22 protein-coding genes and 3 tRNA genes are annotated in these 25,916 nt (G+C 62.4%); 18 read left to right on the top strand and 7 right to left on the bottom strand.

Features of this window, described 5'->3' with window-relative positions; all coding sequences use genetic code 11:
* Nucleotides 1–44 precede the first annotated feature (44 nt).
* A complete protein-coding gene (locus DEIPE_RS06620) occupies nucleotides 45–467 on the bottom strand; it encodes a hypothetical protein (RefSeq protein ID WP_015235211.1) in 423 nt (140 codons plus the stop codon).
* Between the two features lie 563 nt (nucleotides 468–1,030).
* On the opposite strand from DEIPE_RS06620, the gene DEIPE_RS06625 reads away from it, so the two are divergent.
* The 11 genes from DEIPE_RS06625 to DEIPE_RS06675 all read left to right on the top strand — a co-directional run bounded on the left by DEIPE_RS06625 (nucleotide 1,031) and on the right by DEIPE_RS06675 (nucleotide 15,698).
* Nucleotides 1,031–1,939, top strand: coding sequence for a carbohydrate ABC transporter permease (locus DEIPE_RS06625; RefSeq protein ID WP_015235212.1), 909 nt, complete (start codon nucleotides 1,031–1,033; stop codon nucleotides 1,937–1,939).
* Nucleotides 1,936–2,802, top strand: a complete 867-nt coding sequence (locus tag DEIPE_RS06630) for a carbohydrate ABC transporter permease (protein ID WP_015235213.1) — start codon at nucleotides 1,936–1,938, stop codon at nucleotides 2,800–2,802. The genes DEIPE_RS06625 and DEIPE_RS06630 overlap by 4 nt, the downstream gene beginning before the upstream one ends.
* Before the next feature lie 69 nt (nucleotides 2,803–2,871).
* A complete protein-coding gene (locus tag DEIPE_RS06635) occupies nucleotides 2,872–4,086 on the top strand; it encodes an ABC transporter substrate-binding protein (RefSeq protein WP_015235214.1) in 1,215 nt (404 codons plus the stop codon).
* Nucleotides 4,087–4,354: 268 nt separating this feature from the next.
* On the top strand, nucleotides 4,355–5,353 hold the full coding sequence (locus DEIPE_RS06640; protein ID WP_015235215.1) for a LacI family DNA-binding transcriptional regulator: 999 nt from the start codon (nucleotides 4,355–4,357) through the stop codon (nucleotides 5,351–5,353).
* A gap of 127 nt (nucleotides 5,354–5,480) precedes the next feature.
* The gene (locus DEIPE_RS06645; RefSeq protein ID WP_015235216.1) at nucleotides 5,481–6,656 is read left to right on the top strand and encodes a glycoside hydrolase family 172 protein; all 1,176 of its coding nucleotides are present in this window, start codon (nucleotides 5,481–5,483) and stop codon (nucleotides 6,654–6,656) included.
* Nucleotides 6,657–6,883: 227 nt separating this feature from the next.
* Nucleotides 6,884–8,515, top strand: coding sequence for a helicase subunit of the DNA excision repair complex (locus DEIPE_RS06650; RefSeq protein ID WP_015235217.1), 1,632 nt, complete (start codon nucleotides 6,884–6,886; stop codon nucleotides 8,513–8,515).
* On the top strand, nucleotides 8,512–10,005 hold the full coding sequence (locus DEIPE_RS06655; RefSeq protein ID WP_015235218.1) for an FGGY-family carbohydrate kinase: 1,494 nt from the start codon (nucleotides 8,512–8,514) through the stop codon (nucleotides 10,003–10,005). The genes DEIPE_RS06650 and DEIPE_RS06655 overlap by 4 nt, the downstream gene beginning before the upstream one ends.
* Nucleotides 10,006–10,176: 171 nt before the next feature.
* Nucleotides 10,177–11,565 carry a CehA/McbA family metallohydrolase gene (locus DEIPE_RS06660; RefSeq protein WP_015235219.1) on the top strand — a complete coding sequence of 463 codons (1,389 nt, stop codon included), beginning with the start codon at nucleotides 10,177–10,179 and terminating at the stop codon, nucleotides 11,563–11,565.
* 137 nt (nucleotides 11,566–11,702) lie between these two features.
* A complete protein-coding gene (locus DEIPE_RS06665; protein ID WP_015235220.1) occupies nucleotides 11,703–12,761 on the top strand; it encodes a zinc-binding dehydrogenase in 1,059 nt (352 codons plus the stop codon).
* Nucleotides 12,761–13,759, top strand: coding sequence for a Gfo/Idh/MocA family protein (locus tag DEIPE_RS06670; RefSeq protein ID WP_015235221.1), 999 nt, complete (start codon nucleotides 12,761–12,763; stop codon nucleotides 13,757–13,759). Before DEIPE_RS06665 ends, DEIPE_RS06670 begins: the two co-directional genes overlap by 1 nt.
* 91 nt (nucleotides 13,760–13,850) lie before the next feature.
* Nucleotides 13,851–15,698 (top strand): glycoside hydrolase family 2 protein, encoded by a 1,848-nt coding sequence (locus DEIPE_RS06675; protein WP_015235222.1) that lies wholly within the window; start codon nucleotides 13,851–13,853, stop codon nucleotides 15,696–15,698.
* 72 nt (nucleotides 15,699–15,770) lie between these two features.
* On the opposite strand, the gene ahbA is transcribed toward DEIPE_RS06675, so the two are convergent.
* The 3 genes from ahbA to DEIPE_RS06690 all read right to left on the bottom strand — a co-directional run bounded on the left by ahbA (nucleotide 15,771) and on the right by DEIPE_RS06690 (nucleotide 18,463).
* Complete coding sequence (ahbA, locus tag DEIPE_RS06680) at nucleotides 15,771–16,814, bottom strand: siroheme decarboxylase subunit alpha (RefSeq protein ID WP_015235223.1); 1,044 nt, start codon at nucleotides 16,812–16,814, stop codon at nucleotides 15,771–15,773.
* A 152-nt stretch (nucleotides 16,815–16,966) separates the two neighbouring features.
* Nucleotides 16,967–17,344 carry a RidA family protein gene (locus DEIPE_RS06685; protein ID WP_015235224.1) on the bottom strand — a complete coding sequence of 126 codons (378 nt, stop codon included), beginning with the start codon at nucleotides 17,342–17,344 and terminating at the stop codon, nucleotides 16,967–16,969.
* A gap of 24 nt (nucleotides 17,345–17,368) precedes the next feature.
* The gene (locus tag DEIPE_RS06690) at nucleotides 17,369–18,463 is read right to left on the bottom strand and encodes a Stp1/IreP family PP2C-type Ser/Thr phosphatase (RefSeq protein ID WP_015235225.1); all 1,095 of its coding nucleotides are present in this window, start codon (nucleotides 18,461–18,463) and stop codon (nucleotides 17,369–17,371) included.
* Between the two features lie 287 nt (nucleotides 18,464–18,750).
* Between DEIPE_RS06690 and pheS the strand changes: the two genes are divergently transcribed.
* The 5 genes from pheS (at nucleotide 18,751) to DEIPE_RS06715 (ending at nucleotide 22,527) form a co-directional block, all read left to right on the top strand.
* Nucleotides 18,751–19,800: a phenylalanine--tRNA ligase subunit alpha gene (pheS, locus tag DEIPE_RS06695; RefSeq protein ID WP_015235226.1), complete on the top strand. Its 1,050-nt coding sequence runs from the start codon at nucleotides 18,751–18,753 to the stop codon at nucleotides 19,798–19,800.
* On the top strand, nucleotides 19,797–22,130 hold the full coding sequence (gene pheT, locus DEIPE_RS06700) for a phenylalanine--tRNA ligase subunit beta (protein WP_015235227.1): 2,334 nt from the start codon (nucleotides 19,797–19,799) through the stop codon (nucleotides 22,128–22,130). The genes pheS and pheT overlap by 4 nt, the downstream gene beginning before the upstream one ends.
* Nucleotides 22,131–22,195: 65 nt before the next feature.
* Nucleotides 22,196–22,272: transfer RNA gene (locus DEIPE_RS06705), tRNA-Pro, on the top strand.
* Nucleotides 22,273–22,303: 31 nt separating this feature from the next.
* A tRNA-Gly gene (locus DEIPE_RS06710) sits at nucleotides 22,304–22,377 on the top strand.
* 73 nt (nucleotides 22,378–22,450) lie between these two features.
* Nucleotides 22,451–22,527: transfer RNA gene (locus DEIPE_RS06715), tRNA-Arg, on the top strand.
* Nucleotides 22,528–22,868: 341 nt separating this feature from the next.
* Here DEIPE_RS06715 and DEIPE_RS23830 read toward each other — a convergent pair.
* The 3 genes from DEIPE_RS23830 to DEIPE_RS06725 all read right to left on the bottom strand — a co-directional run bounded on the left by DEIPE_RS23830 (nucleotide 22,869) and on the right by DEIPE_RS06725 (nucleotide 24,787).
* On the bottom strand, nucleotides 22,869–23,063 hold the full coding sequence (locus DEIPE_RS23830; protein ID WP_157448787.1) for a hypothetical protein: 195 nt from the start codon (nucleotides 23,061–23,063) through the stop codon (nucleotides 22,869–22,871).
* Nucleotides 23,064–23,109: 46 nt separating this feature from the next.
* Nucleotides 23,110–24,396 carry a tyrosine-type recombinase/integrase gene (locus tag DEIPE_RS06720; protein WP_041230733.1) on the bottom strand — a complete coding sequence of 429 codons (1,287 nt, stop codon included), beginning with the start codon at nucleotides 24,394–24,396 and terminating at the stop codon, nucleotides 23,110–23,112.
* Nucleotides 24,397–24,583: 187 nt separating this feature from the next.
* Entirely contained in the window at nucleotides 24,584–24,787 is a 204-nt protein-coding gene (locus DEIPE_RS06725; RefSeq protein WP_157448788.1) for a hypothetical protein, read from the bottom strand.
* 151 nt (nucleotides 24,788–24,938) lie between these two features.
* Here DEIPE_RS06725 and DEIPE_RS06730 point away from each other — a divergent pair, with 151 nt between their 5' ends.
* Both DEIPE_RS06730 and DEIPE_RS06735 read left to right on the top strand, forming a co-directional pair.
* On the top strand, nucleotides 24,939–25,241 hold the full coding sequence (locus tag DEIPE_RS06730; RefSeq protein WP_015235230.1) for a hypothetical protein: 303 nt from the start codon (nucleotides 24,939–24,941) through the stop codon (nucleotides 25,239–25,241).
* 55 nt (nucleotides 25,242–25,296) lie between these two features.
* Nucleotides 25,297–25,683, top strand: a complete 387-nt coding sequence (locus DEIPE_RS06735; protein WP_015235231.1) for a hypothetical protein — start codon at nucleotides 25,297–25,299, stop codon at nucleotides 25,681–25,683.
* The last annotated feature ends 233 nt before the right edge of the window (nucleotides 25,684–25,916 follow it).

The following is a 25,916-nucleotide window of genomic DNA, read 5'->3' on the forward strand; positions in this document are numbered from 1 at the left end:
GCTGAGGACCACTTGAAATTCTGGCCCGCTCCGTTCCAGGTGTCTCAAGGAAACAACACGGCGACAAAACGGCCGGGCAGCAGGGCGGCCCACACCGCCAACGCTGCCAGCACGGCAGCACAGACGAGCAGCCCGTACGCCCGGAAATAAACCGGCCGACCCCGCCGAATCAGCGTATCTTGCCCCACCAGCGCGCCCGGCAGCGGCCACTGCGGTGTCCGAAGAATTCTCCATGCCGTGACAGCGCTCCATGCAGCCGCGATTCCCGCGACCGAGGCCATGAAAAAACACAACTTTCCAAACAGGTCACGGGCGAGCGCCAACGCCCCGTCTTGCGATAAATCGGTGGGAAGCGCCAGCAACCCGGGAAGTTTCCAGCAGGCCAGTGCCATCACGCCGATCCCTACCACAAACAGCAGCCGTTTGCGCCGTGAAGCGGGTGAGGCGCGAACAAGCTCGTCTTTCATGCCGACTCCATCATGTCAGCCCTGAAAGACCGATGCTACGGGACGTCATTGATCACCGGCGAAAGACAAAAAGCCAGCAAAAACACGGAAATCAGGCCTGTACCACGTCCGATACAGTGATATGCACTTTCCCGGTCATGAATTCCGGAGCATAGAACTGCGGGCGTACCTTCCTGTGTGCCTCAGTGGAGTACGAACACCCGGACCGGCCCTTCATGTGGGTGCGGAATGCTTGGCCGTCCCGGAGACACGACCGCGAGAGCGGTCCGGTGTCGTGAAGGGCTGATTTCTGTGTCTGACAAGTCTTGACGGCACTGGTCTCCTATGCCACACTGAAATTGTCAACAGCAAACGATTGCAGTGCAGCAGGTGCGAGTCATGCTGGTCGCGGTGCCTTTTCGGCGCAAGAAGCCGAGGAGCGTGGTGCTGCGCGAGTGGTTCCGGAGATGAAATCTTCAGAGGAGCGTCATGCAACGAACAACCTTTCACGTCGGACTACGCGACCTCTTCAGGGACAGGGGGCGGCCCTTTTCCGCAGGGTCGTCGGGCAACAGGGCCAGCGGATGAGTGCGCCCGGTTCTGCGCTACACCGCTCTCCTGCGGCAATCTGGCAGTTCTTCAGCGCCGCGCCGTATCTTCTGCCAGCGCTGCTGGTCTTTGTCATCTTTACGTACTACCCTCTGGGACGCGTCATCTACATGAGCTTCACGGACGCGGACCTGCTCAGGCCTACCCCGAACTTCGTCGGTCTGGCCAACTACAAAGCAATGCTGCTCAGTGCCGACTTCTGGGCAATTTTTCGCAACACGGCCATCTTCGGAATTGGCGTCACGTTGATCGAAGTCGTCCTTGGCATGAGCCTCGCTTTCCTGATGAACGCCAAAACACGCGTGCAGGGCCTGGTGCGAGGTGCCGTCTTCACGCCAGTCGTCGTCTCTATCGCCGCCACGGCGCTGATCTGGAATTATCTGCTCAACCCGACTGGTGGCCCCGTCAATGACGCGATCCGTTCGGTCGGTCTGCCCGCACCGGGCTGGCTCGCCGACCCGTCCACGGCACTCGCCAGCCTGATCCTCATCGCGGTCTGGAAGGGTGTCGGCTTGCCGGCCGTGCTGTACCTCGCGGGCCTGCAGGGAATTCCCCGTGAACTCGAAGAAGCCGCGGTCGTGGACGGCGCGAACCGTTGGGAAATCGCCTGGAAGATCATTGTTCCCATGCTCGCACCCACCACCGCGCTGGTGTTTTTCATCTCACTTGCCGGAACGTTCCAGTCGTACGGCCTCGTGCTGCTGATGACGCAGGGCGGGCCTGTGGGCGCGACCAACCTGCTCGGGTATTACATCTACCAAAATGCCTTCCAGTACTTTCAGATGGGCTTCGCGAGCGCGCTGTCCGTCACGCTGTTCGTGATTCTGCTGGTGGTCGGGTACGTTCAGCTCAGAATCGCAGAAAGGCGGGTGCACTACCAATGAGCCGTGCATTGGATGCCAATACCAGTCACAGCACACGGAATTTCCGTCAACGGCGCCGCGTGTCGCAATGGGCGCAGGAAATCCTTGGTGTGGTCGTTGCCGGGCTGTTCCTCATTCCGCTGGTGTGGATGCTGCTCGCCGCCCTCAAGGATCCGAGTGAGGTGTTCACCGGCACACTCCTTCCCGAGAAGTGGATGTGGCAGAACTTCGTGAAAGCCTGGAACACCGCGCCTTTCGCACGGTACCTGCTGAATTCGCTTTTCGTTTCGGGTACGGTCACCTTCGTGGTGCTGCTGACCTCCAGCATGGCCGGCTTTGCCTTCTCCCGACTCCACTTTCCGGGTCGCCAGTGGCTCTTTCTGATCGCGCTGGGCACCCTGATGATTCCCGGGGACGTGCTGCTCATCCCGAACTTCATCACCATGCGCGAGTTCGGCTGGGTGAACAGCTACCAGGCGCTCATCGTTCCCTTTCTCGCCAGCGGCTTTGGGGTGTTCCTGATGCGCCAGGCCTTTATGCGCACTCCTGTCGAACTCGAAGACGCCGCCCGCATTGACGGCGCAAAGCCCGCGCAGTTCCTCTTTCGCATCCTGATGCCGCTCAACGGGCCCTCGCTCAGCGCCCTGGGCGTCCTGACCTTCCTCGGCACGTACAACGCCCTAGTGTGGCCGTTCATTGCCGCGTCCCGAGAGGAAGTCCGAACAGTGCAAGTCGGACTGGCCAGCTTCAACAACCTCGAAGTGCTCAATCTCCCCGTCATCCTCGCCGCCACCACCATTGTCGTGGCGCCGGTCCTGATCGTTTACGCCTTTGCTCAGAAGTGGTTCATCGAAAGCGCCGCCAGCAGCGGCCTGAAAGGATGACTTGAATCAACCCGTTCAGATTCCCGGAAAGTTCTCGCCCATCTGGTTTTTCGTGCTGAAGGAGATGTTATGAAAAAACGTACCTTACTTGCGCTGTCCCTCGCCCTCGGTCTCGGTTCACAAGCGTTCGCCGCCACGGAAATCACCTTCCTGTACGGCCTGGGCGGTCCACTTGGTGAGCGCGTCGTCGAAATGGTCAACGCCTTCAACAGAAGCCAGAATGACGTGGTCGTACGTGCCGAGCACGCCGGCAACTACGATCTCGTGCTGCAAAAAGCCCTGGCGGGCATTGCCGCCGGGCAGCCCGCAGGTGACGTGCTGCAACTTGAGGTGTCACTGTACACCCGCCTCGCCGACGCGGGACAGCTGGCCGACCTCAGCAAGATGCCCGGCTTCATGGATCAGTACAACGGCCTGTGGGGCGTGTTCAAAAACCAGGCGAAACGTCCCAGCGGGTACTTTGCCAGCCCCTGGAACAACTCCGTGCCAGTGCTCTACGCCAACCAGGAACTGCTCGCCAAAGCCGGAGTACGGGCCATTCCAAAGACCTGGGCTGAGGTACGCGACGCCGCCCGGAAAATCAAAGCCGCGACGGGAGTGCCGGCCATCAACATGCCCGCAGATACCTGGCTGCTGGAGGCGGGGTTGCTGTCCAATGGTGTCGAGCTGATCAAAAACGGACGCCTGCAACTCGACCAGCCGGGCGCTATCGAGGTGCTGACGTTCTGGCAGGATATGATGCGTGAGGGCAACGTGATGATGGACGGCCCGAACGTCGCTGCGGAGTTCGCCTCAGGACGTCTGGCCATGCGCTTCGGGTCTGTTGCCACGCGCACCGAGCTCAACCAGACCGTCAAATTCCCATTCACTGCAGGCCCCGTGCCTTACTTCAAGACGCCGGGCGTCACCACCGGCGGCGCGGTCCTGGCCATTCCCAAGGCCGTTCCGACCGCGCGTCAGCAAGCTGCCTGGAAATTCATTTCCTGGCTCAATCAACCTGCCCAGCAAGCGACCTGGATTGACAAGACGTTCTACCTGCCCGTCAGCCGGACCACGGTCTCAACGCCTGCCTTCCAGACTTTCCTCAAGAGCGGTAAAGGACTGGACGCGGGGTACCGTCAGCTGCCGAACGCCAAACCACGGCCGACGGCCCCCAACTACCCCCAGGTTCAGGCGGATATTGTCAAGGCGTTGCAGGAACTCTACCTGCGTAATGCCCCCGTGGAGGCGACCATGAAGAACCTCGCGGACCGCACGGCGCCCCTGTTCAAAGACGTGAAGTAAGGCGGAACGAATGTGTGGCCGCCTCAGTTTCACTCGAGGCGGCCCGCATCGTTCAAGGTCGGTGCGGGTGTCCTTTCGTCGGCTGTCCTCGTGGCAAGACACGACTGAGGCAGCAGACAGCAAAACGGGGCTCCGCGCTTTCATGCTCGTCTGCCGGAGTGAACATCCGGAAATCGTTTGCGGTCCATGAGGAGGCACAATTGGGCAGTTTGACGCCAATGCGGGCATCACTCTTTTACAATTGATTTCCAAAGCCGCTGGGGGATCCGTGAACATCAGTGAACTCGCCGAAAAACTCAACCTTCACGCGTCCACCGTCTCGCGCGCCCTCAACCGGCCCGAAAGCGTCGCAGAAGCCACGCGTCAGCGCGTGATCATTGCTGCACAGACCTATGGTTACCGTCCCAACGGCCTGGCCCGCTCCCTGCGCACCCGTCAGACCAGCACGCTCGGCTTGATCGTCTCCGACATCCGCAATCCCTTTTACGCCTCGCTGGCCAAAGCGATTGAGGACGTCGCGCGCAAGAACGACTTCAGCGTCATCATCAGCAATGCCAACGAAGACCCGCGGCAGGAAGAAAACGCGCTGCGTCTTCTGGAAGAAAAGCAGGTCAGTGCCATCATTCACTGCTCCACGGGCGCCAACCTCGAAATCCTGAGGGCGATGCAGGAGCGAGGAGTCCTGATCCTCGATCTTGACCGCGCGTCCGGGCTCGATGACGTCGATCAGGTCCTCGTCAACAACCGCCTGGGGGCAGCACTCGCCGCTCGACATCTGCTCGAACTCGGACACACCCGCCTCGCGACCATCGCCGGTCCCCTGCACCTCACGCCCGGACGCGAACGGCTGGAGGGGTTCCGCCTGGCCCTGGAAGAAGCCGGGCTGGCCCTGCCGTGGGAACTGATCGAAGTCGGTGATTTCCGCGAAGCCTCCGGTTACGCGGCCACGCAGCGTCTGCTGGGTCTTGCGCAGCCTCCCTCCGCGCTCTTTGTTGCGAACAACGAAATGCTGGCGGGCGCCCTGGCGGCCCTGCGCGATCAAGGCGTGCGCGTACCCCGCGACCTGTCGCTGGTGTCCTTCGATGACGCGCGCTGGGCGCAGTACACCGATCCACCCCTCACGGTCATCGCGCAGCCCATCGACGCCATGGGCACCCTGGCCGCCAAACTGCTGCTGCGGCGCCTTCGGGACGCCAACGCGCCCTCACACCACGTGCTCGATCCACACCTGATCATCCGCGCTTCCACCCGGTCCCTCACGCCCTGACCGGGCACCTGTCTGACCGGACATCTGCGCACTCCCCCATTGACTTCCCGGAAACCTCTCGCGCTTCGCCGGGAGACCCTTTCACACGACCCGCCCGACAACTGCGGGCCGCCTGCTCAGGAGTCCTATGAATTCGAATGCCGGTCTTTCTCCTCTTCGTGGGCTTGCCAAACTCCGTGACGTCCGAACGCGGCGTTTCTCCAGTTACGACCGCACCGGAGGAAACGACGACCGACTGCACATCCAAAGCGGAGAGACGGTCACCATTGCCCAGACGGACGGTGCCGGCATCGTCACGCACCTGTGGGTCACCATTGCCTGCGATTCACCGCACTACCACCGCAAGATCATTCTGCGCGCCTACTGGGACGGTGAGGATACCCCCAGCATCGAGTGCCCGATCGGGGATTTCTTCGGAATGGGGCACGCGCAGACGCGCAACTATGCCAGCCTCCCTTTACAGATGAGCCCGCAAGACGGCAAGGCCCTCAACTGCTACTTCCCCATGCCCTTTGAGCGCAGCATGCGCTTCACGGTCACCAGTGAATGCGAGGATGAAGTCCGCTTTTACTACTACGTCGACCTTGAACTCCACGAGCAGCTCGAAGCTGGCCTGGGCCGCTTTCACGCCCAGTGGCGCAAGTCCACTCCTCAAGGGATCAGCGACGAGGGTCTCACCAACGAGGAATACCAGTTCGGGGGCGTCAACGTTGACGGCGCAGACAACTACACCATCGTGCAGGCCAAAGGCCACGGGCATTACGTGGGCTGCCTGCTGTCCTTTTATTCCTTGCGGCGCTCCAAGGACTGGGATTGGTACGGAGAAGGTGACGACATGATTTTCATCGACGGTGAAGCGGGCCTCAGCGTGCCTGACGCCGGACGGCGAAAACAGGTTCCACACGAACCGGTGTACCCGGAAATCGACGCGCGTGCCGAGTCCAGCCCGGGCGCCAACGACGCCTGGCCTCCCACCCTGCACGGCACCGGCACGGAAGATTACTTCAACACGGCCTGGTGTCCCAATCAGGAGTACGCCGCTCCGTATCACGGCGTCATCGCCGGGGGCGGACCGAACTGGACAGACCCCATCACGCTGTACCGCTTTCACATCGAGGACCCGGTGATCTTCAAGCGTGACCTGCGCGTCACCATCGAGCATGGACACGCCAACCGGCGCGGTGATGAGATGACCAGCGTCGCTTTCTGGTACCAGGCCGAGCCTCACGCGCCCTTCCCGGAATTACCTTCCGTGAAAGACCGTCTGCCCGCGTTTCGCAACATTCACGAACACCGCGAGTAAATGATGGGCGGACCACACCAGGATCAGACACTACACCTTCAGGCGCCCGGTACAACCCGGCCATCGCGCAACCCTCAACCAATCTCAGACTGCAGCGTCGCAGGACCACGCCTGGCTCCGGGTTCCTTTGCCGAAATTCCCGGAAGTGCTGTCAGGGCACCGCACCATCAGCACTGCGGAAACAAGCTGTCCACGGCGCAAACCGCGCTGTCTACCCGAGGTGAATCATGATTCAGCACGCCTACCTGGTGGCAAGTGGAGATTTACGTCTCGCCGCCAACCAGAACTGCTGGCCCGCCCAGCAACGCATGGAAGAACAACTCACGGGGGCCCTCGCCCGACACGGCGTGCGTGTCACGCGTGCCCATCCCTACGACCCCACCGAACGGCACGGCTTCATCTCCAGTCAGCGCATGGGCATGAACGTCTTCCGCGACATTCCCAAAGACGCTCCCGTCATCGTCGCCGAAGCCGTCTGGCAGTACAGCTACCACGTGCTTGCCGGTTTGCGTGACCATCGGGGCCCGATCCTCACGGTGGGAAACTGGAGTGGTGAGTGGCCCGGCCTGGTGGGGCTGCTCAACCTCAACGGCAGCCTCACCAAGATGAATGTCCGGTACAGCTCACTGTGGAGCGAAGACTTCAGCGACGGGTACTTCACCGAAAAAATTCAAGAATGGCTGCAGCACGGTCAGGTCACGCACGACACCAGCCACGCACAACCCCTCGACGCCCACAGGCTACCCGGCGACGCGCGAGCACTCGGTGAAACACTCGCCGCGCGACTGCAGCACGACAAGGCCATCCTCGGGGTGTTCGACGAGGGCTGCATGGGCATGTACAACGCCATCATCGACGACGAACTGATGAATCCCACCGGCATGTACAAAGAACGCCTCAGCCAGTCCGGCCTGGTCGCCGAAATGCGCCTCGTCACCGACGAAGAAGCCCGGACGGCGCTTGACTGGCTGACGTCGCGTGGCATGACCTTTCGTTTCGGTGAGGACGAAGCCACCGAACTCACCCTGCGCCAGACGCTCGAGCAACTCAAGATGTACATCGCCGCCGTGCGCATCGCGCACCGGTTCGGGTGCGACGCGATTGGCATTCAGTACCAGCAGGGCCTCAAGGACATGGCGCCCGCCAGTGACCTCGCCGAAGGTCTGCTCAACAACCCCGAGCGGCCCCCGGTCTACCATCCCGACACGGGTGAGGAACTCTACGCCGCTCAGGCCCTGCCACACTTCAACGAAGTTGACGAAGGCGCCGGCATGGACGCGCTTGTCACCAACCGCATCTGGCAGGCACTCGGCCTCGAGCCCTCCACCACCCTGCACGATTTACGCTGGGGTGAAGAGTACGACGGGCAGTTCGTGTGGGTCTTTTTGATCAGCGGTGCCGCGCCCGCATCGCACTTCAAAGGTGGGTACGCGGGCGCGAGCAGCGAACGTCAACCGGCCATGTACTTCCGTCTGGGCGGCGGAACGCTCAAAGGCGTCAGCAAACCCGGCGAGCTGGTCTGGTCACGCGTGTACGTTCAGGGCGGGCAGCTCTGCGCCGACCTCGGTCTGGGACGCGCCCTCGACCTGCCCGATGAAGAAGTGCAGCGCCGCTGGCAGGCCACCACCCCCGAGTGGCCCATCATGAACGCGGTGCTCGATGGCGTCAGTCGAAACCAGATGATGGCGAAACACCAGGCGAACCACATCAACGTCGCGTACGCCCCCGACCGGGAGACGGCCCGTCACGCGCTGGGCGTGAAGGCCGCGATGCTCGGTGCGCTCGGAATTCACGTGAACCTCTGTGGAGACGCGCGGGAGGTCACGTATGCAGGGCACGTGAACGAGGCCGTGCAATGAGCGATCTGCTGCTCGGCATTGACGTCGGCACGTACAGCAGCAAAGGTGTCCTCGTCACTCCTGCAGGGCAGATTCTCAAGAGTCACGTCGTTCCGCACGGCATCGACATGCCGCAGCCCGGGCATGTCGAACAGGACGCAGACAACGTGTGGTGGCAGGACGTCGTGCAGATCATCCGCGAATTGCTGAACGGTGAACCGTATTCCGGCGCGGACGTGGCGGGCATCGCCGTGAGCGCCATCGGTCCCTGCCTTTTGGCGCTCGATGAACATGGCCGGCCCCTACGGCCGGGCATTCTGTACGGCGTGGACACCCGCGCGCACGCGGAAGTTGCGGAACTCGAACGCGAGTACGGCGAAGCAGGTATTCTCGAGCGGTCGCTGATGAGCTTCACCAGCCAGGCGATCGGTCCGAAAATCCGCTGGCTGCAACGCCACGAAGGATCGGTTTGGCAGCAGACCCGCACGCTCACCACGGCCAGCAGCTACCTGGCGTTTCGCTTGACGGGAGAGCACGTGATGGACCGCCATACCGCGAGTCATTACATGCCGCTGTATGACCCGAGAAAGCACGGTTGGAACGAGGCACTCGCCGACGAGTTCCTCGGAAACGTCCGACTTCCACGGCTTGGCTGGAGTGATTCGCCCCTGGGCACTGTCACATCCCGCGCGGCCGCACAGACCGGGTTGCGCGAAGGCACGCCTGTGGCAGTCGGCGCCGTGGACGCCCTCAGCGAAGCGATCAGCGTCGGCGCGGTGCGCAGCGGCGACTTGATGATCATGTACGGCAGCACCACTTTTTTCATTCTGGTGCAGGACGTGCCGACACCGGACACGCGGGTGTGGACGGTGTCCGGCGCGTTCGAAGGGCAGTACAACCTCGCGGCAGGCATGAGTACCACCGGCAGCCTGACGCGCTGGTTCCGGGACGAATTCGCGCGGGACTTGCCCGAGGAGCGCGCGTACGATGAACTCTTTCAGGCCGCACAGAACATTCCCCCGGGAGCAGGCGGGCTGCTGGTGCTGCCCTACTTCAGTGGGGAACGGACGCCCATCAATGACACCAAAGCCAAAGGAATCATTGCGGGATTGACGCTGTCACACTCCCGTGAGCATGTCTTTCGCGCGGTGCTGGAAAGCGTCGGGTTTGGCATCCGGCACAACCTGGAGACCTTCCGGGCGCTCGGAGCCGACATCAAACGCGTCATTGCGGTGGGTGGGGGGACGAAGAGCCAGACGTGGTTGCAGATCGTGTCGGATATTGCCGGGGTGACGCAGCTCGTGCCGGCCAAAACGATCGGAGCGAGTTACGGGGACGCGTTCCTGGCCGGTCTCGTCACGGGGAACGTCACGCGTGATGCACTCATGCATTGGGTGGGAGAAGCACAGGAAGTCACGCCAAATCCCACGACCACCGAGGTGTATGATCACCAGTACCAAGCGTATCGGCAGCTGTACCTCCAGACTCGCAGCGTCATTCATAGCCTCTGAACGCGGCTCCCCTGGTGTCACGCCTCGCCACGCTGACGTCAAGCCTGTTCCTGGTCGGCGATTGGAACGCCTTTCAGTTCGAACCTTCCCCCGCCGGAAACTCGGACAGGCGGCGCCGCATACCACGCCTGAGGGCTGCCCGAACGCTCCTTGCGACACGAGGAACACATCATGACCAACGGGGAACACGACAAGCGCCTGCTCGACCTGCGTGGAGAAGTGTCACCCCATCCACGTGTGCACTATCTGCAACATGAATTCAGGGTGGCAGAGGAACTCCACGGGCTGAAAGTGACGCTGCGTTTTCACAAGGAGCGCCGCTGCCAGTTGTTCCTGTCGGTGTTCGGACCCGCCGGATACCGCGGGACACGCATGAATCCCGCCGCAGTCGGGGAAATCGAACTCGAGCTGCGCTTCGGAACGGATTTCGCCTCGCCGGGGGCTTTGCCAGGGCCCATTGAGGCCGGGGAATGGCGCGTGCAGATCGACGTCGAAAGTACTGACGAAACCACGCCGTACAGCCTCACCGTAGGCGCGCACACCGAGGACCCGACAGCGCACACCACACCGAAACCGGCGACGCAGAACGGCCGTGCGGGCCAAGGCTGGTACCGGGGCGAACTGCACGCCCACACGCACCACAGTGATGGCAAGCCCACGCCAACCCAACTGGCGGCGGCCGCGCGGCAGTACCAGCTCGATTTTCTCGCCCTGACCGACCATTTCACGCCCGCCGGCTGGCCCGAAATCCAGGCGCTCGCCGATGAGAAGCTGGCGGTGATTCGTTCGCTGGAACTGACCGGTCACCGTGGTCACGCCAACCTGCACGGCCTGCAAGAATGGGTCGACGTGTTCGTCGATGATCCTGACGAGCCCTGGAACGTCAACGATGTCGCGCGTGCCGTGCGGTCGCAGGGTGGGCTCTTCTGTGTCAATCACGCTTTCTCCAACCACCTCGGCTGGCGCTACCACGAGTTCGACTGGTCCTTGTGTGACGCGTACGAAATTTATCACCAGCTCGAAGGTCCCAACAACGCGGCGCAGCTGACGTTCTGGGACGGTCTATTGCGCGCCGGGCAGCGCATCACGGGCGTGGCCGGAACGGACTCACACGATCCGCACGCCGGTCGGCACCGCCTGGGGCAGGCCGTCACGGTCATCGGGGCGGACAGCCTCACGCCGTCCGGACTGCTCGCCGGCCTGAAAGCCGGACGGGCTTATGTTTCCCTGGGTCCCACGTTGATGTTCGAGGGGCATGCGGGCGGTGATCGGGCCGGTATGGGAGGGGAGCTGCCTTGCGCGCCCGTCCGCCTGCAGCTTCAGCTGACCAACCTGCAGTACCCGACGCGGCTGTTCGTCCTGAAAAACGGGCTTTACCACACGCACCAGGATCTGCCGGCCAATTCAGCGGTCACTGAACTCGAAATCCACGACCCGGACCCTTTGCCCGGTTACTACCGGGCCGAAGCGTACGCCCTGGCCCCCCAAAGTGACTCTGTCGCAGGACGCGAATGGCAGAACACCCTGCTGCTCAGCAACCCCATCTACGTTCGAGGTTGATCAGGACCAGCCCGCGTGCGGTGGAGAACAGACCGCTCCGCCATGCCCGAGGAGGTCCGGCATCCCGCGTCGACACCGCAGCACAGGCGCCAGCCTTGAAGAGCGTGTCAGGTGACTCCCAAGACAGGAGCATGGTTATGACCACCCTTTCCTCTGAAACGATGGTTTTTCGCGCTCCACGCGAAATTGCCTTCGAACCCGAGCCTCTCGCGCCCCTGAAACCCAACGAAGTGCGCGTGCGCACCCTGTTCTCCGGCATCAGCGCCGGCACCGAAATCACCGCGTACCGGGGCAGCAACCCATACCTGCACAAACGCTGGGACCCCGAATACCGGCTGTTCCGTCCTGGCGCGGAACCCACCCACACCTACCCCCTGCGCGGCTGGGGGTACGAGGAAGTCGGTGAGGTCACCGAACTCGGCTCGGCCGTTCGTGACCTGCAGGTCGGCACACACGTGTTCGGCACCTGGGGTCACCGCACGCACGCCGTCCTGCCCGCCGGCACCGCCATTCCCCGGCAGATGCCCGGCACCCTCGAGCCGATCCTGGGGATTTTCTCGCGCATCGGCTCGATCGCCCTCAACGGCATTCATGACGGGCGCATCCGCCTCGGGGAAAGCGTGGCGGTGTTCGGACTGGGGGTCCTCGGGCAGATCGTAGCGCAAAGCGCGAAGCGGTCCGGCGCAACGGTCATCGGCGTGGACCTGCATGCCTCCCGGCTGGACCTGGCACTCAAGCTCGGCATCGACCAAGTGATCGACGCCAGCACCGCCCAAGCCGCGGAGGCCATCAAGGATCTGACCGGTGGACGCGGCGCGGACGTGTGCTTTGAAGTCACCGGCGCGCCCAGCGCCCTGAACGAAGCCATCCGCGCTGCCGCGTACTCCGCGCGGGTGGTCGCGATGGGCTTTATTCCCGGGGAAGCCCGCGGTCTCTTTTTGGGTGAGGAGTTTCACCACAACCGCATCAACGTCGTCTCATCACAGATTTACGGTCCGGACCCGGAACTCAAATACCGCTGGGATGACTTGCGGCTCGCGCAGACCGCCATGCACCTGCAAGCGCAGGGATGGTGGGACCTCAAACCCCTGATTTCCCACGTTCAGCCTTACCGTGAAGCCGCCGCCCTTTTCGACACGCTCGACCGGCATCCTCAGGACGCGATGCAGGCCGTGCTGGACTTCCAGGACGCCTGATGCGCCTGAAAGCCGCCCTCCTCGGCTGTGGAAGTTTCGCACGCCGCCACACCCAGGTCCTCGGCACGCTGGGGGATGAAGTGCAACTCGTGGCCTTTTCCGACCGCAACGAGTGGAAGGCACGCGCCTTCTCGGATGAGTTCAGCGGCGGTCAGGCGCGCGTCTTCACGCATCACCACGCGCTGCTGGAGGAAATGAGCCTTGATCTGCTGGTGGTGTGCCTCCCGCCGTTCGGGCACAGCGACGAGGTGGAACGCGCCGCCGAGCGTGGCGTGCACGTGTTCATCGAGAAGCCCATCGCGCTTGACATGCCTCACGCGTCACGGATGGTGCGCGCGGCAGAGCAGGCCGGCATCCGAACACAGGTGGGGTTCATGTCCCGCTTCGGAGAAGCCGTCGAGCAGTTCAAGCAGCGTGTGGACTCCGGTGAGGCCGGCGCGGTCGGGCTGTTCAGCGCCCGCTACTTCTGCAATGCCCTGCACGCCCCCTGGTGGCGCGACCGCGAGAAGTCCGGCGGGCAGCTCGTCGAGCAGGCGATTCACCTCTTCGACGTCCTGCGCTTCCTGATGGGAGACCCGGTCAGCGTGTACAGCCGTCAGGCGAATTTCTTTCACCGCGACGTGCCCGGATATACTGCCGAGGACACCAGCGCCACCCTCCTGAATTTCGCCAGTGGCGCGATCGGTGTGGTGCAGGCCACCAACGGCGCGGTTCCGCAACGCTGGCTGTCGGAGTTTCAGGTGGTCGCGCAGCACCTGACCGCCGAGTTCGCCAGCCACAGCCACGCAACCTTCCACTTCACATCACAGCCGAACACGCCCGTGCACACGATTGACTCAGGCGATGACGTGTTCGTGCGTCAGATGTCAGATCTTGTGCGAGCGATCCGCACGGGCAGTGAAACGCGCACGCCGCTTCGTGAGGGTGCGCGCACCCTCGAGCTGGTGCTGGCCGCCCGCCGATCCGCCGAAGAAGCCCGCGAAGTGCGCCTTGACTGACGCCTCACCGTCACCGGTCACGCTGAAGGAGGACGCGCAGCCACAGCAGCGTCATACTGACGAACAACACCATTTTCTCGTGGAGGATTCCTTGAAACACTTGAGAGACCATCATCCTCGTCCGCAACTCACCCGCGAGCAATGGCAGGATCTGTCGGGCCCTTGGGCATTCGCATTCGACGACCAGAATGTCGGCCTGCGACAGCGCTGGTTTGAGTCCCCCCAGCACTTCGACCGGCAGATCCTGGTGCCGTTTCCACCTGAATCACACGCGAGTGGCTTGCGAGAGACGGGTTTTCATCCGGTCGTCTGGTATCGCCGGACGTTCCAGGTCGGCCCGGCAGAACGCTCGGGCCGCCTGCTGCTGCACTTCGGGGCAGTCGATTACCGCGCGCGGGTGTGGCTCAACGGTCGCCTGGTCGCCGAACACGAAGGAGGCCACACGCCCTTCACAGCCGACCTGAGCGACGCCTTGACTGACGACGGCGAACAGGTGCTGGTGGTGCGCGCCGAGGACGATCCCCGGGACCTCGCGCAACCACGGGGCAAGCAGGACTGGCTTTTGGAACCCCACGCCATCTGGTACCACCGAACGACGGGCATCTGGCAGACGGTCTGGCTGGAATGCGTGCCGTGGACGTACCTTCAGCACCTCCGCTGGACCCCCAACCTCAACCGGATGGAACTGCACCTGCAAGCGCAGCTGAACGACGCTCCGGCAGAACCCTGCGACCTGCGCGTACGTCTGACGTTACGTGGGCAGTTTCTCGCGGAACAGGTGGTGCGCGTGATTGGCCGTCAAGTGGCCTGCACGCTGTCGCTTCAACACCTGCCGGTCAATCCTGAACGTGACGACCTGCTGTGGTCTCCCAGACGGCCCAACCTGATCGATGCCGAACTGAGCCTGCTGCAAAACGGGTCGCTCCTCGATCAGGTGGCCTCATATGCGGGCATGCGCAGCGTCGCCGTCAAAGGCGGTCGCTTCCTGCTCAACGGCCTGTCGTATTACCAGCGGCTCGTGCTGGCTCAGAATTACTGGCCCCAGTCGCACCTCGCCGCTCCGGACCCGCAGGCCCTGGAGCGTGAGGTACGCCTCGTCAAGGACCTCGGGTTCAACGGTGTCCGCATTCATCAGAAGATCGAAGATCCCCGGTTTCTGTATTGGTGCGACACCCTCGGATTGCTGGTGTGGGGCGAAATGCCCAGCGCGTACGTCTTCACCGAGCAGATGTGTGAACGCCTGACGCGCGAATGGCTTGAATTCATCCGGCGGGATTACAGTCATCCCTGTGTCGTCGCGTGGGTTCCCCTCAATGAATCCTGGGGCGTACCGGACTTGGAAGGTGACAGCGCGCAACGGGCTTTCGCGAGGGGACTCTACCAGCTCACCAAAGCGTTCGACCCAACCCGGCCGGTGATCGCCAACGACGGCTGGCAGTTTGTGGGTGGAGAAATGATCGGTGTGCACGATTACGCGACGCAGGGCGCCACACTGCGGGAACGTTACGGCACACATGAAGCCATGGAACGCACCTTGCAGTACGTGCAACCGTACTTCCGCAACCTCCTGACCCACGGAGAAGCGCGCGCTGACGAAGCGATGATCCTGAGTGAATTCGGCGGGCTCAGTTTTGCGCCGGGCGCCGACCAGGCCTGGTTTGGGTACGGCACCGTCACCAGCAGCGAAGGACTGCTCGAGCGTTACCGGGAACTGGTAACGGCCGTGCTGCACTCGGAAGTGCTGATGGGCTTCTGCTACACGCAGCTGACGGATACCGAACAGGAAACCAACGGGCTGCTCACGGCCGAACGGCAACCCAAGCTGGACATCGACGTGTTGCGGGCCATCAATACCCGGTCATCACAATCGATGCCTGGCGACGTGCTCAAGGACATTCATCATGACGCCCAAGCCCGCCACGATTCACGGCTCAAGTAAACGGCAGGCCGGCACACTGGAATTGATGGAGTGAGCTTCTCCATCAATTCCACTAACAAACGCTCCAGGACGTTACGCCTCGGTGCCGAGGTGCTCGCGCGCCCACTCGTAGAATTCAGGCTTGTAGAACTCCAGACGGACTTTCTTGTATTCCTTGGTGGAATACAGAATGGCGTGGTCGATTCCCTGAGCGACCTCGTCTGCAATGGCCTGAATTTTCCCAAAAGCCTCTTCCTTGCTGCGCCCGTGCACCATGGTGAAGATGGTGTAGGGCCACTCCGGATACGTGGGCCGCAGGTAGCAATGTGAGACTGCCTTGAACTCCGCCATGCGCTGCCCCACCCGGGCCACGTCCGACTGAGGCACCGCCCAGACACCCATGGCATTAAAGGTGAATCCCGCCTTCTGGTGGCGAAACACGGCACTGACCCGCCGCAGCGCCCCGGCGGCCTTCATCTGCGCAGCATGCGCGGACAGCTCCTCGATGGTCATGCCCAGGGCCGCACACGCCGACGCGTAAGGCTCCTCGACGAGCGGCAGGTCCTTCTGAAACTCCAAGACAAACTGCCGATCGATCCCGCTCACCTGATACCCGATGTTGCGGTTCTCGTTGGTGTACTGCGGCTTGCTCTTGGCGTTCCAGTCCTCGGTGCCGGTCATGTCGAACTCCACACCGATCTTGTACAGGTGCAGCGTCGGCATCAGGCGCGTCAGGTCGGCGCCTGACACCTCGTGCAGCTTCTGCACGTGCGCTTCGAGGTCACTCTCGGGCGGCACGGCGATGGTGTACCACAAATTGAAGTCGTGGTTGCGCTTGTAGTTGTGGCTCACGCCCGGGTGCGCGTTGATCACCTCAGCCACTGCGTCGAGTTTGTCCGGATCGGCTTTCACCGCCACCAGGCTCGACTGGTAACCCAGCGTGCGGGTATCAAAAATCGCGCTGATCTGACGCAGCACGCCCTTGTCCTTCTCTTCGCGCAAGATGGCCAGGGCCGCCTCCTCGGTCAGGCCGACCTCCTGAGCGAGCACACGATACGGCCGCGCCACGATCGGAATGTCCTTCTGCACGCGATTGAGCAGCAGCTCACGCGGCGTCGTTTCGGTCACGGCGGTCATGGGGTCACGCTAGCACGCGGCGCGTGGGCAAAGGTCCCTGCCCGTCACGGCAGAGGGTGTCTGTGAGGTGGTTTAGGGTTTGCCAGGGGCTTGGCGAGGGCAAATACAGTCAAACGTCAAAAACCACCCCAAAGAGTCTTCATCCCAAAAGCTCAATCGACCACCGCGACCACTTCAATCTCCACCAGCACATCGCGCGGAAGACGCGAAACCTCCACCGTGCTCCGTGCCGGAAAAGGCTCTGAGAAGTGCTCGGCGTACACTGCGTTGAGTTCTGCAAACTGCCCGAGGTCCGTCACGAACACCGTGGCCTTGATGACGCGCGACAAGGAGGTGCCCGCCGCTTCCAGCACGGCCTGCAAATTGGCAAAAACCTGCCGTGCCTGCTCTTCGATGCTGCCTTCAACCAGGGTGCCGTCGGGCCGCAGGGGAATCTGGCCGCTGGTGTACACGAGCTGACCGTGACGGATGGCCTGGCTGTAGGGGCCGATGGCGGCGGGCGCGTGAGGCGTGCTGATGGACTGGGTCATGCCTTTACTTTACGGTCCCGCAGCTTATTTGGAGGAGCCCTTGTGGGTGACATCGCGTTTGTGCTCTTTGGAGCGCGCGGCACGGGGCTCGCGTTGCAACAGGCGTGGCGTGAGCAGCAGGGCGGCGAGGGCGAGCACACCCAGCGCAGCGACCGTGACGTTGTGTTCGGGCAGGATGATCATGCCGAGCAGGGTCAGGTAAAGCACGGCCAGGGTCAGGTAAGTCACCGGGCGACGCGGCGAGGGTGTGCGTAACGCTTCGATGTCGATCGGACCTTCGTCGCTCAGGGCAGGCAACGGGTAACGGGGCCTCGGGGCATTCACGCGGACGTCGATGACCAGCACCGTGATGTTGTCAGGTCCACCGCGCGCATTGGCCGTCGCGATCAGCCGGGCGAGCAGCTCTGGCGCATCAGGAATCTGGGTGAGGAGCTGCGCGATTTCGGCGTCGTCAACAACGGCGGTGAGGCCGTCGCTGCACACCAGCAGCCGGTCACCGCGCTCGAGCGGTACGCCCAGCAGGTCGAGACGGACCCGTTCGTCGCTGCCCAGGGCGTTACTGACGACGTTGCGCCAATGGTGACCGCGCGCTTCCTGCTCGCTGAGAAAGCCCCGACGAACCTGCTCGGCCACCCAGGAGTGATCGCGGGTGAGGCGGGCGAGCTTGCCGCCACGCATCAGGTAGGCACGAGAATCGCCGACGTTGGCGATCAATGCCGCGCCCCCATCGATGGCCACGGCAGTCAGGGTCGTTCCCATGCCGGCCTCACTGCCGACCGCGTGGCGGTAAACGGCGAGGTTGGCTGCCTGCACCGCATCGACGAGTCGGTCGGGAGCGGCTTCTGCGGAGCGCAGGTACACCTCGCGCAATTCCTCGATGGCGATGCGTGAAGCGACATCTCCTGCCGCGTGTCCACCCATGCCGTCGGCTACGGCGAAGAGGCCCCCACCTTGTCCGTCGGCGAGCAGGGCGGCGTCCTCGTTGAGGCTTCGCTCGCGGCCGGGATCGGTGAGCATGGCGGCGGTGAACTGGCGCGTGGTGCGCAGGATGGGGCCGGACAAGCGCGAGTTGTCGCTCGATCCGTTTTCGGGAGCGCTGGAATTCCCGCCTTGCCGCATGGCTTCAATATAAGGGAGATATGAAGGAAATTGGGGGCGGTTTTTATAATTGATCGAAGGAGAGCTTGCAGGACCGACCCCTGATGCAAACCAGAACGTCTTGACTCCCGCTTGACCTGTTCGACGCTCCCTCGTAAGGTGAAGGTATGTCTTTACCCCGGACCCAGCGGTCACGTTCGCCTTTTCTGAGGTGCGGGGTTTAGCAGGCTGATTCAGTGCTGCTCGCCCCGCCCGTGTGGCGGGGCTTTTTTGATTGAACCCGGCCTTTCCAATACCCCTGGAGGAGTATGCAAGAAGAAGCCCTGAACGCCATTCGCGGCGCCGACACGCTGGAAGCGCTGCAAAGCGTGAAGACCCAATACCTGGGAAAGAATGGTCTGGTGACCGCCCAACTCAAAACGCTCGGAACCCTGACGCCCGACGAGCGCCGCGAGCGGGGGGCGGCCATCAACCTGCTCAAGCAGATCCTGGAAGCAGCCACTCAGGCACGCGAGAACGAACTGCGTCAGGCCGCGCTGGAAGCCAGGCTCGCCTCGGAAGCCATTGACGTGACGCTGCCCGGCCTGGCGCTTCCGGCTGGTGGACTGCACGTCATCACGCGCATTCTGTACGAGCTTTCGGACATCTTCACCTCCCTGGGGTACGCGGTGGTGGAAGGGCAGGAGGTCGAGGATGAGACCCACAACTTCGACGCCCTGAACATGCCCGCCTGGCACCCCGCGCGTGATTTGCAGGACACCTTCTGGCTGGAGAACGGTCAGGTGCTGCGCACGCACACCAGCAACATGCAGATCCGGTACATGGAAACGCACGAGCCTCCCCTCAAGATCGTGGTGCCCGGGCGGGTGTACCGCTACGAAGCAACCGACGCGACACACGAAAGCATGTTTCATCAGTTCGAAGGCCTGGTGGTCGGCGAGGGCATCACCATGGCAGACCTCAAGGGCGCCATTGCCGAGATGGGGCGCGCGATGTTCGGCAAAAATGCCCGGGTGCGCTTTCAGCCGAGCTACTACCCCTTCGTGGAGCCCGGCGCCGACTTTGCGATCTGGTGGGATCAGGAGCAGCGCTGGCTGGAACTGGGTGGCAGCGGCATGGTACATCCGAATGTCTTTCGTGCAGTGGACGATCTGCGTGAAGCGCGTGGTCTCACGCGCATCTACGAAGGCAAGACCGGCTTCGCCTTCGGCCTGGGGCCCAACCGTATCGCCATGCTGCGCTACGGCATTCCTGATATCCGGTATTTCTACGCCAACGACCTGCGGGTCCTGACGCAGTTTCGTGGCGACCTGAATTCGACGGCGCCGCACGCACGAGCGCCGAAGGAGACGATGTGAAGCTGCCTTATTCATGGCTCAAAGCGCTGCTGCCCGAATTGCCACAGGCACCGGATCTGGAGCCCATCCTGGCGAACCTCGGTTTGCCAGTCGAGGAAATCGTGTTGCTCAGCGCACCTCCGGTGGGCGTGGTTTACGGGGAAGTGCTGGAATGCACCCCACTGGAAGGCACCCACCTGTTTCGCGTGACCGTCGAGGCGGGCGAACCGGCGCCGGTGACCATCGTGACCGGCGCGCCCAATACCCGCGCCAACGTCGGTGTCGCGGTGGCCAGACCTGGCACGACCATCGAGGGCAGCGAAATCGGCGTTCGGGCAGTGCAGGGTGTGGCGTCGTGGGGCATGCTGTGCTCACCCAAAGAGCTGGGCGTGGGCGACTACGCGGGTGGCTTGCTGCAGTTGCCCCTGGGAAGCGCGAAAACTGGCACACCCCTGGCGGAACTCTGGCCGGCAGACGCCGTGATTGATATCGAAGTCACCCCGAACAGGGCCGACGCGTTGTCCGTTCTGGGCGTGGCACGCGACCTGGCCGCCGCGCTGGACATCGAGCTGCGCCTTCCCAGTGCTGGAGTGCCACCGCAGCAAGGTGCACCCCAGCCACTGCCGGTGACGCTCACCGAAGGTTGTGACCGCTTCGTCGCGCGCGTGGCCAGCGGGGTGCGCAACGGTCCGAGCCCGCTGCTGGTGCAACGCCGACTGCTCGCCTCGGGCTTGCGGCCCATCGATCTGATTGTGGACGCCAGCAATTACGTGATGCTCGAACTGGGACAGCCGACGGCGTTCTACGATGCCCGCGATGTTGCGCTCGCCCTGCGGGTGGAGCGCGCGGTGCAGGGCGAGCGGACCCAGACCCTGTACGGCGACGAGATCGAACTGAATGAACATGACCTGGTGATTCGCAATGGCGGCGGCGAGATCGTCGGTGTGGCCGGTGTGATCGGCGCCAACTTCGGCGGCATTCGCAGCGATACCAGTGACGTGGTCCTGGAAGCCGCGCACTTCGATCCGGTGAGCCTGCGTCTCACGGCGCGCCGACTGGGCCTGAAGACCGACGCGGTATACCGTTTCGAGCGGGGCGTCGATCCCAACCTCGCGCCGTGGGCGGCCAACCGCATCATGGAACTGCTCGCACAACACGGTGGGGCCGAAGTTCACCCGGGTGTCACCGACGCGGGCAATTCCCACCTGCCCTCCCCTATCGCGTTCGATCCGCAGGCAGCGCGCGACCTGCTGGGCCTCTTCATCAGCGACGACGAGATGCGCGCCACCCTGGAAAAGCTTGGCTGCCAGGTCAGCGAGGTCTGGCGGGTCACCCCGCCCTCCTGGCGCGCGGACCTGAACATCCCCGAGGACCTCACCGAAGAGGTGATTCGTCTGCACGGATATGGGGAACTGCCCGAAACCCTGCCGGAAGTCAAGGTGCATGAAAGCAACCTCGCCAGTGGTGAGGAAGCGCGGGCCCGGCGTGATCTGAAAATGGTCATGGCGGGCCTGGGGTTTCAGGAAGTCGTGACCTACACCTTCACGAATGACGAGGAGGCTCACAAGGCGCGCGCCGAGCGACCTCACCTGCACCTGCGCAATCCCCTCACGAGCGAGCGTACGGCCATGCGCACGGCACTGTACCCCAGCCTGCTGAAAACCGTGCAAGCCAATGCACGTGAGCAGCTGCTGCTGTTCGAAGTGGGACGGGTCTTCCCGGTCAGCGGCGAAGTGGAGCGCTTCGGCGCCCTGATGCGCGGTCCGCTCGCACCGCGCAACTGGCAGGGCCCGATTGCCGGGGGCTTTTACACCTTCAAGGGGCTGCTCGAAGCGGCTGCATCAGAGTTGGGCGCGCAACTTGAAGTACGGGCACTGCGCGGAGAAGAAGTCCCAGGTGCGCTGCATCCGGGTATTGCCGGCGAGGTGCTCTGGAACGGCGTACCGGTCGGCTGGCTGGGTGCGCTGCATCCGGCGCTGGCCAGTGAGTTGGGTCTCAAGGGCGAAACTTTCCTGCTTGAAGTGCGCTTTCCGCTTCCCAGGCGAGCCTGGTCGTTCCGTGATCCGCGCCGCACTCCCGCCAACCTGCGTGATTTGTCGATCATCGCTCCCGACAGCGTCAGTTACGGCGAACTGCGCGACCTGCTGGCACGTGAGGGTGGAGCGCTGCTCGAAAGCATCCAGGTGTTCGACGTGTTCAGCGGCGAGTCGATTCCGTCAGGTCACCGCTCGCTGGCCATCAACCTGTCCTTTCGGGGTGAGCGCACGCTGCAGGACGCCGACGTCGATCCGGTGTTCGACCATTTGATCGCCACCGCGCAAGCACAGGGCTGGACGGTGCGGGGCAAGTAAATGCAAAAGAGGGCGCGTTGCTCGCGCCCTCTTTTCCTGCTATTATTTCGGGGCGCGTGGGACGCCGAGGCGTAGCGCAGGCTGGTAGCGCACTTGGTTTGGGACCAAGGGGTCGCTGGTTCGAATCCAGTCGCCTCGACCAGGACCAACGGTCAGGAAAGCCCACGTGATCTGCGGGATTGGTGTAGTGGTAGCACAGCAGCCTTCCAAGCTTCTGGCCTCGGTTCGAATCCGTGATCCCGCTCCAAATACGGCACTGACCTCGTTGGTGCTCGCTCTGCTGAGGGCGGGGTGACACGTCGCCCCGCCCTCAGCGCTTTGCGCCCTTAGCTCAGCCGGATAGAGCAACCGCCTTCTAAGCGGTCGGTCGAGGGTTCGAATCCTTCAGGGCGCGCCAAAACAAAAGCCGTTTAGGACGGCAAAACGAGAGAGCCTGTGGGTGGAGCAATTCGCCACAGGCTCTCTTGTGCGTAATGCGTGCGTAACGCAAATCGTGTAGTTGGCGCTATTCGAGCAAGCTCCACAAGTATTCAATACCTCTTTCAACGGACGCTCCCACCGCTGAAGAAGCGATCATAGGCGTTAAGGTAGTCCGTAGACGCTGAAGAAGGCTCTTTTGAGCTGTGCTGTCCGGCTGAGCAATTTCGCTTGCAGCCTCGAGCTCGGCTGCCAACCTAAGCGCCTCGGTTCTGATCGCTTCATCCTCACCCGACGTTTTGATCATGCCTTTAAGCCTGCTTAAAGCTTCGATGAAGTCTGGACTGCCAGACGCAACAATGTTCCTCTCGGCTCGAACGCGACGATTTTTCCATCAGCTCTGATAATGATTCCATCATGGAAATCGCTACTAACCACGTTGTCCGAGATAATTGAGTCTTCGATATCACTCCCACGCATGGTGATTCCTGTGCGGCGTTGGTCGTCGTTCGTCATACCTTAAGATAAGGTTAAATGCTTTTCCATCAGCCGGAAGACCTTTTCAATTCGTTAGTCCTTGGGAAGAGGCTCGTATTGTTAGCGGCTCTGCGAACAAGTCCACCGTCTGCTCCCGCTTCTCGTTGTCCAGAACATGCCGGTATACGTCCAGCGTGATCGGGACCCGCGCATGGCCGAGGATTTTACTCACGACTTTCACTGGCACCTTGCGCCGCAGCGCGAGGGTCGCGTAAGTGTGCCTGAGGTCATGCGGTGAGATCATAGGCAGCTTCTTGCCGCTCCGCACGACCGCCTCAAGGTGCGCCAGCTTGTCAGGCTCCACGATCTTCCGCACGTACTTGGCGCGCTCCTCAAACGTTTCAGGGTCACTCCATTCAAGCAGCACGGCTAAGGCGCGGTTCAAATTGTCCAGGTGGGTGAACTCGCCTTCCTCGGTGGCGAAGACTGCGCCGGTGTCACGCCAGGTTTCCCCCATCACCTCGTGCTCCCACGCTTGGAGCTCTCTATGTGCCTTGAGCGCCGCCGTCAGACTCGCAGGCATAGGAATGTCACGCCGGGAGTACGTGGTCTTGAGGTCAGCGAGCAGCACCTCGCTCTTCTTTCCTCCACCTTTCGCCTCGCGTTCCACAATCACCATTTGCTGACGGACCTTCAGCACACCACGCTCAAGGTCAACGTTGTCCCAGGTGAGTCCCATCACCTCGCCGCGCCTCATCCCGACGCTGACCGCCGTGAAGAGTGCAGGCCAGAGACGCGCAAGCCTTGCTGCATGCAACGCCGCGCCGACCTCGTGGAGACGCGCGATTTGCTCGAAGTCCAGCACTCGGCCAGTACGCTCGGTTGCCTGTGTCTTGGGCGTCTTCACACCGTCCATCGGATTCGCGTAGATGATTTGATCCTGTACAGCCTCTCGAAACACGGTGCGTAATCGAGTAGCGACCTTAGCGAGCGTCCGACCGCTCATCGACTGGCCTTTGCCGAGACCCACGCCTTTGTCTTTCGTCATCTCCTGTTTTGAGAGCACCGTAAGCGCATCTTTCAGGTGTCGAGCGCGCACGTCCTTTACCTTCATGGAACCGATGAGGGCCAGCGCGTACCCCAACTCCTGTCGGTAGAGCGCCACGCTTCGCGCTCGGGCTTGAGTCTGACGGCTCAGCCAGCGCTCCGCGAAGTCCGCGACAGTGATGCTGTCGGCGGAGGCGAGCAGGCCACGATCCCGGTCAGTCAGCCGATCACGCAATGCCTTCTGCGCTTCTCTTTTGCTGTTCGCTACACCAGATAGCTCCTGGCGCTTCTTCTTCCCGGTCGTGGGGTCCACCGTGTAGCCCATGGTGATTGCCCAACGGTACTTGCCTGGCCGGTATTCATGAATAGTGCCTTGACCGTTCCCTCGAGTTCTGGTCTTCTTGTCGTCACTCTTCGACATCTCAGATTGCCTTTCGCACGAGATTGATCGCGCTCCTGTTGATGCTGTAAGCGCCTGCTAGGGGGAACTCCTCCGGTCAGGGGCGCATGGGTCACTGCTGACGCTCTTTGGGCACGGCAATCAGTTCGAGGTCGAGCAGTTCCAGGAGCCTACCCCAGGTTTCGGGCATCTCACCGCGTCTGAGTGTCTTGCTAAGCGCTTGAGGTGTCAGGTTGAGCTGTCGGGCGACTTCGCTTTGGTTAAGGCGTTTTCGGAACATCTGCTCGCGGACGGCCTCTTTGATTTGTTCGTTCACGGTCATGAGCCTACCCCTTTCAACTGACATGCTCACATCATAAACCCTAGAGTTGCAATTATCAACTCTAGGGTTGAAAATAAGATCACCTGAGCGAGAAGCGACCGGCAAGAAGCGCTCACTCAGGAATCCCAGACAGAGGTGTAGGACTATGCAGGATTTTGCCACCGGCAAGCCAGGGAATCCACGTCCAGGCGTGATCTTCGAGCGGTACACCAGCGGCGAGGTGATCGTCCTGAACCCCGACCTGACCGTGACGATCACCAAGGACACCGTGAGCACGACCGTCATCCCGAGTTATGACACTTGGCTCGAATGGCAGGTGGATGCCTTCGACGCGCTGGTGAACTTCCTCCCAGGCGTGAAGCTCGGCGCGGTCGGCATCCGCATGGCCGAGAACTACGAAGCCGAGATCGCCGCCTGCCGCGCGATGCGCTCCTTCTACGCCGCCTGAAAAAGCCACAGGAAAGAGGAGGCATGACCAGCCTCCTCTTTCTGCTGGAGGACACATGCCGCTCGTGACTTTCCCGCTCGCCGCGCTCGACCTGGTCCAGTCCGGCCAGAAGACCGCCACCATCCGCTTCGACGACCGCCTGAGGACCGCCAGGCCAGGCCAGACCCTCACCATGCAGTTCGGTGCGCGCAACAACCCGACGACCCTGCGCGCCACCTTGACCGAGGTGCAGGAGCTGCCGGTGCTGGAGTGGCTCGCCAGCCTGCTAGCCTTCGATCCGCGCTTTCTGCTCGATGACCTGCAGGCCGAGCTGAGCGCCGGCAGTGACTTCGAGCAGAGCCTGGTGCGAGCCTGTGACGCTTCCAGCACCGTGCTGCTCGACCTGATCGAGGACTGCCGCGCAACTGGCCGCAGCGCTCTCGTGCTGCACTTCAAGCTGTAAGGCTTGACGTCACTGTTGGCGGGATAAGTCACGTTAGAAAGGCAAAGCACAATTACGGTCATTTGGCCTCAACAAGAGTTGATCTCCGTTGGCAAAGTCGAATCAGCAGGAAGCGCTAAATAATTCGTCTACATTGCCGCAACTGGCGAGGCAGCCACTTGCCTCTGGAACTTCGCCAACGGAATCAGAGTTGGAACAGGAAGTCGCGTGAGCCAGCCACGGCACACTTCTCG

This window comes from Deinococcus peraridilitoris DSM 19664 (assembly GCF_000317835.1).
Classification (GTDB): Bacteria; Deinococcota; Deinococci; order Deinococcales; family Deinococcaceae; genus Deinococcus_A; species Deinococcus_A peraridilitoris.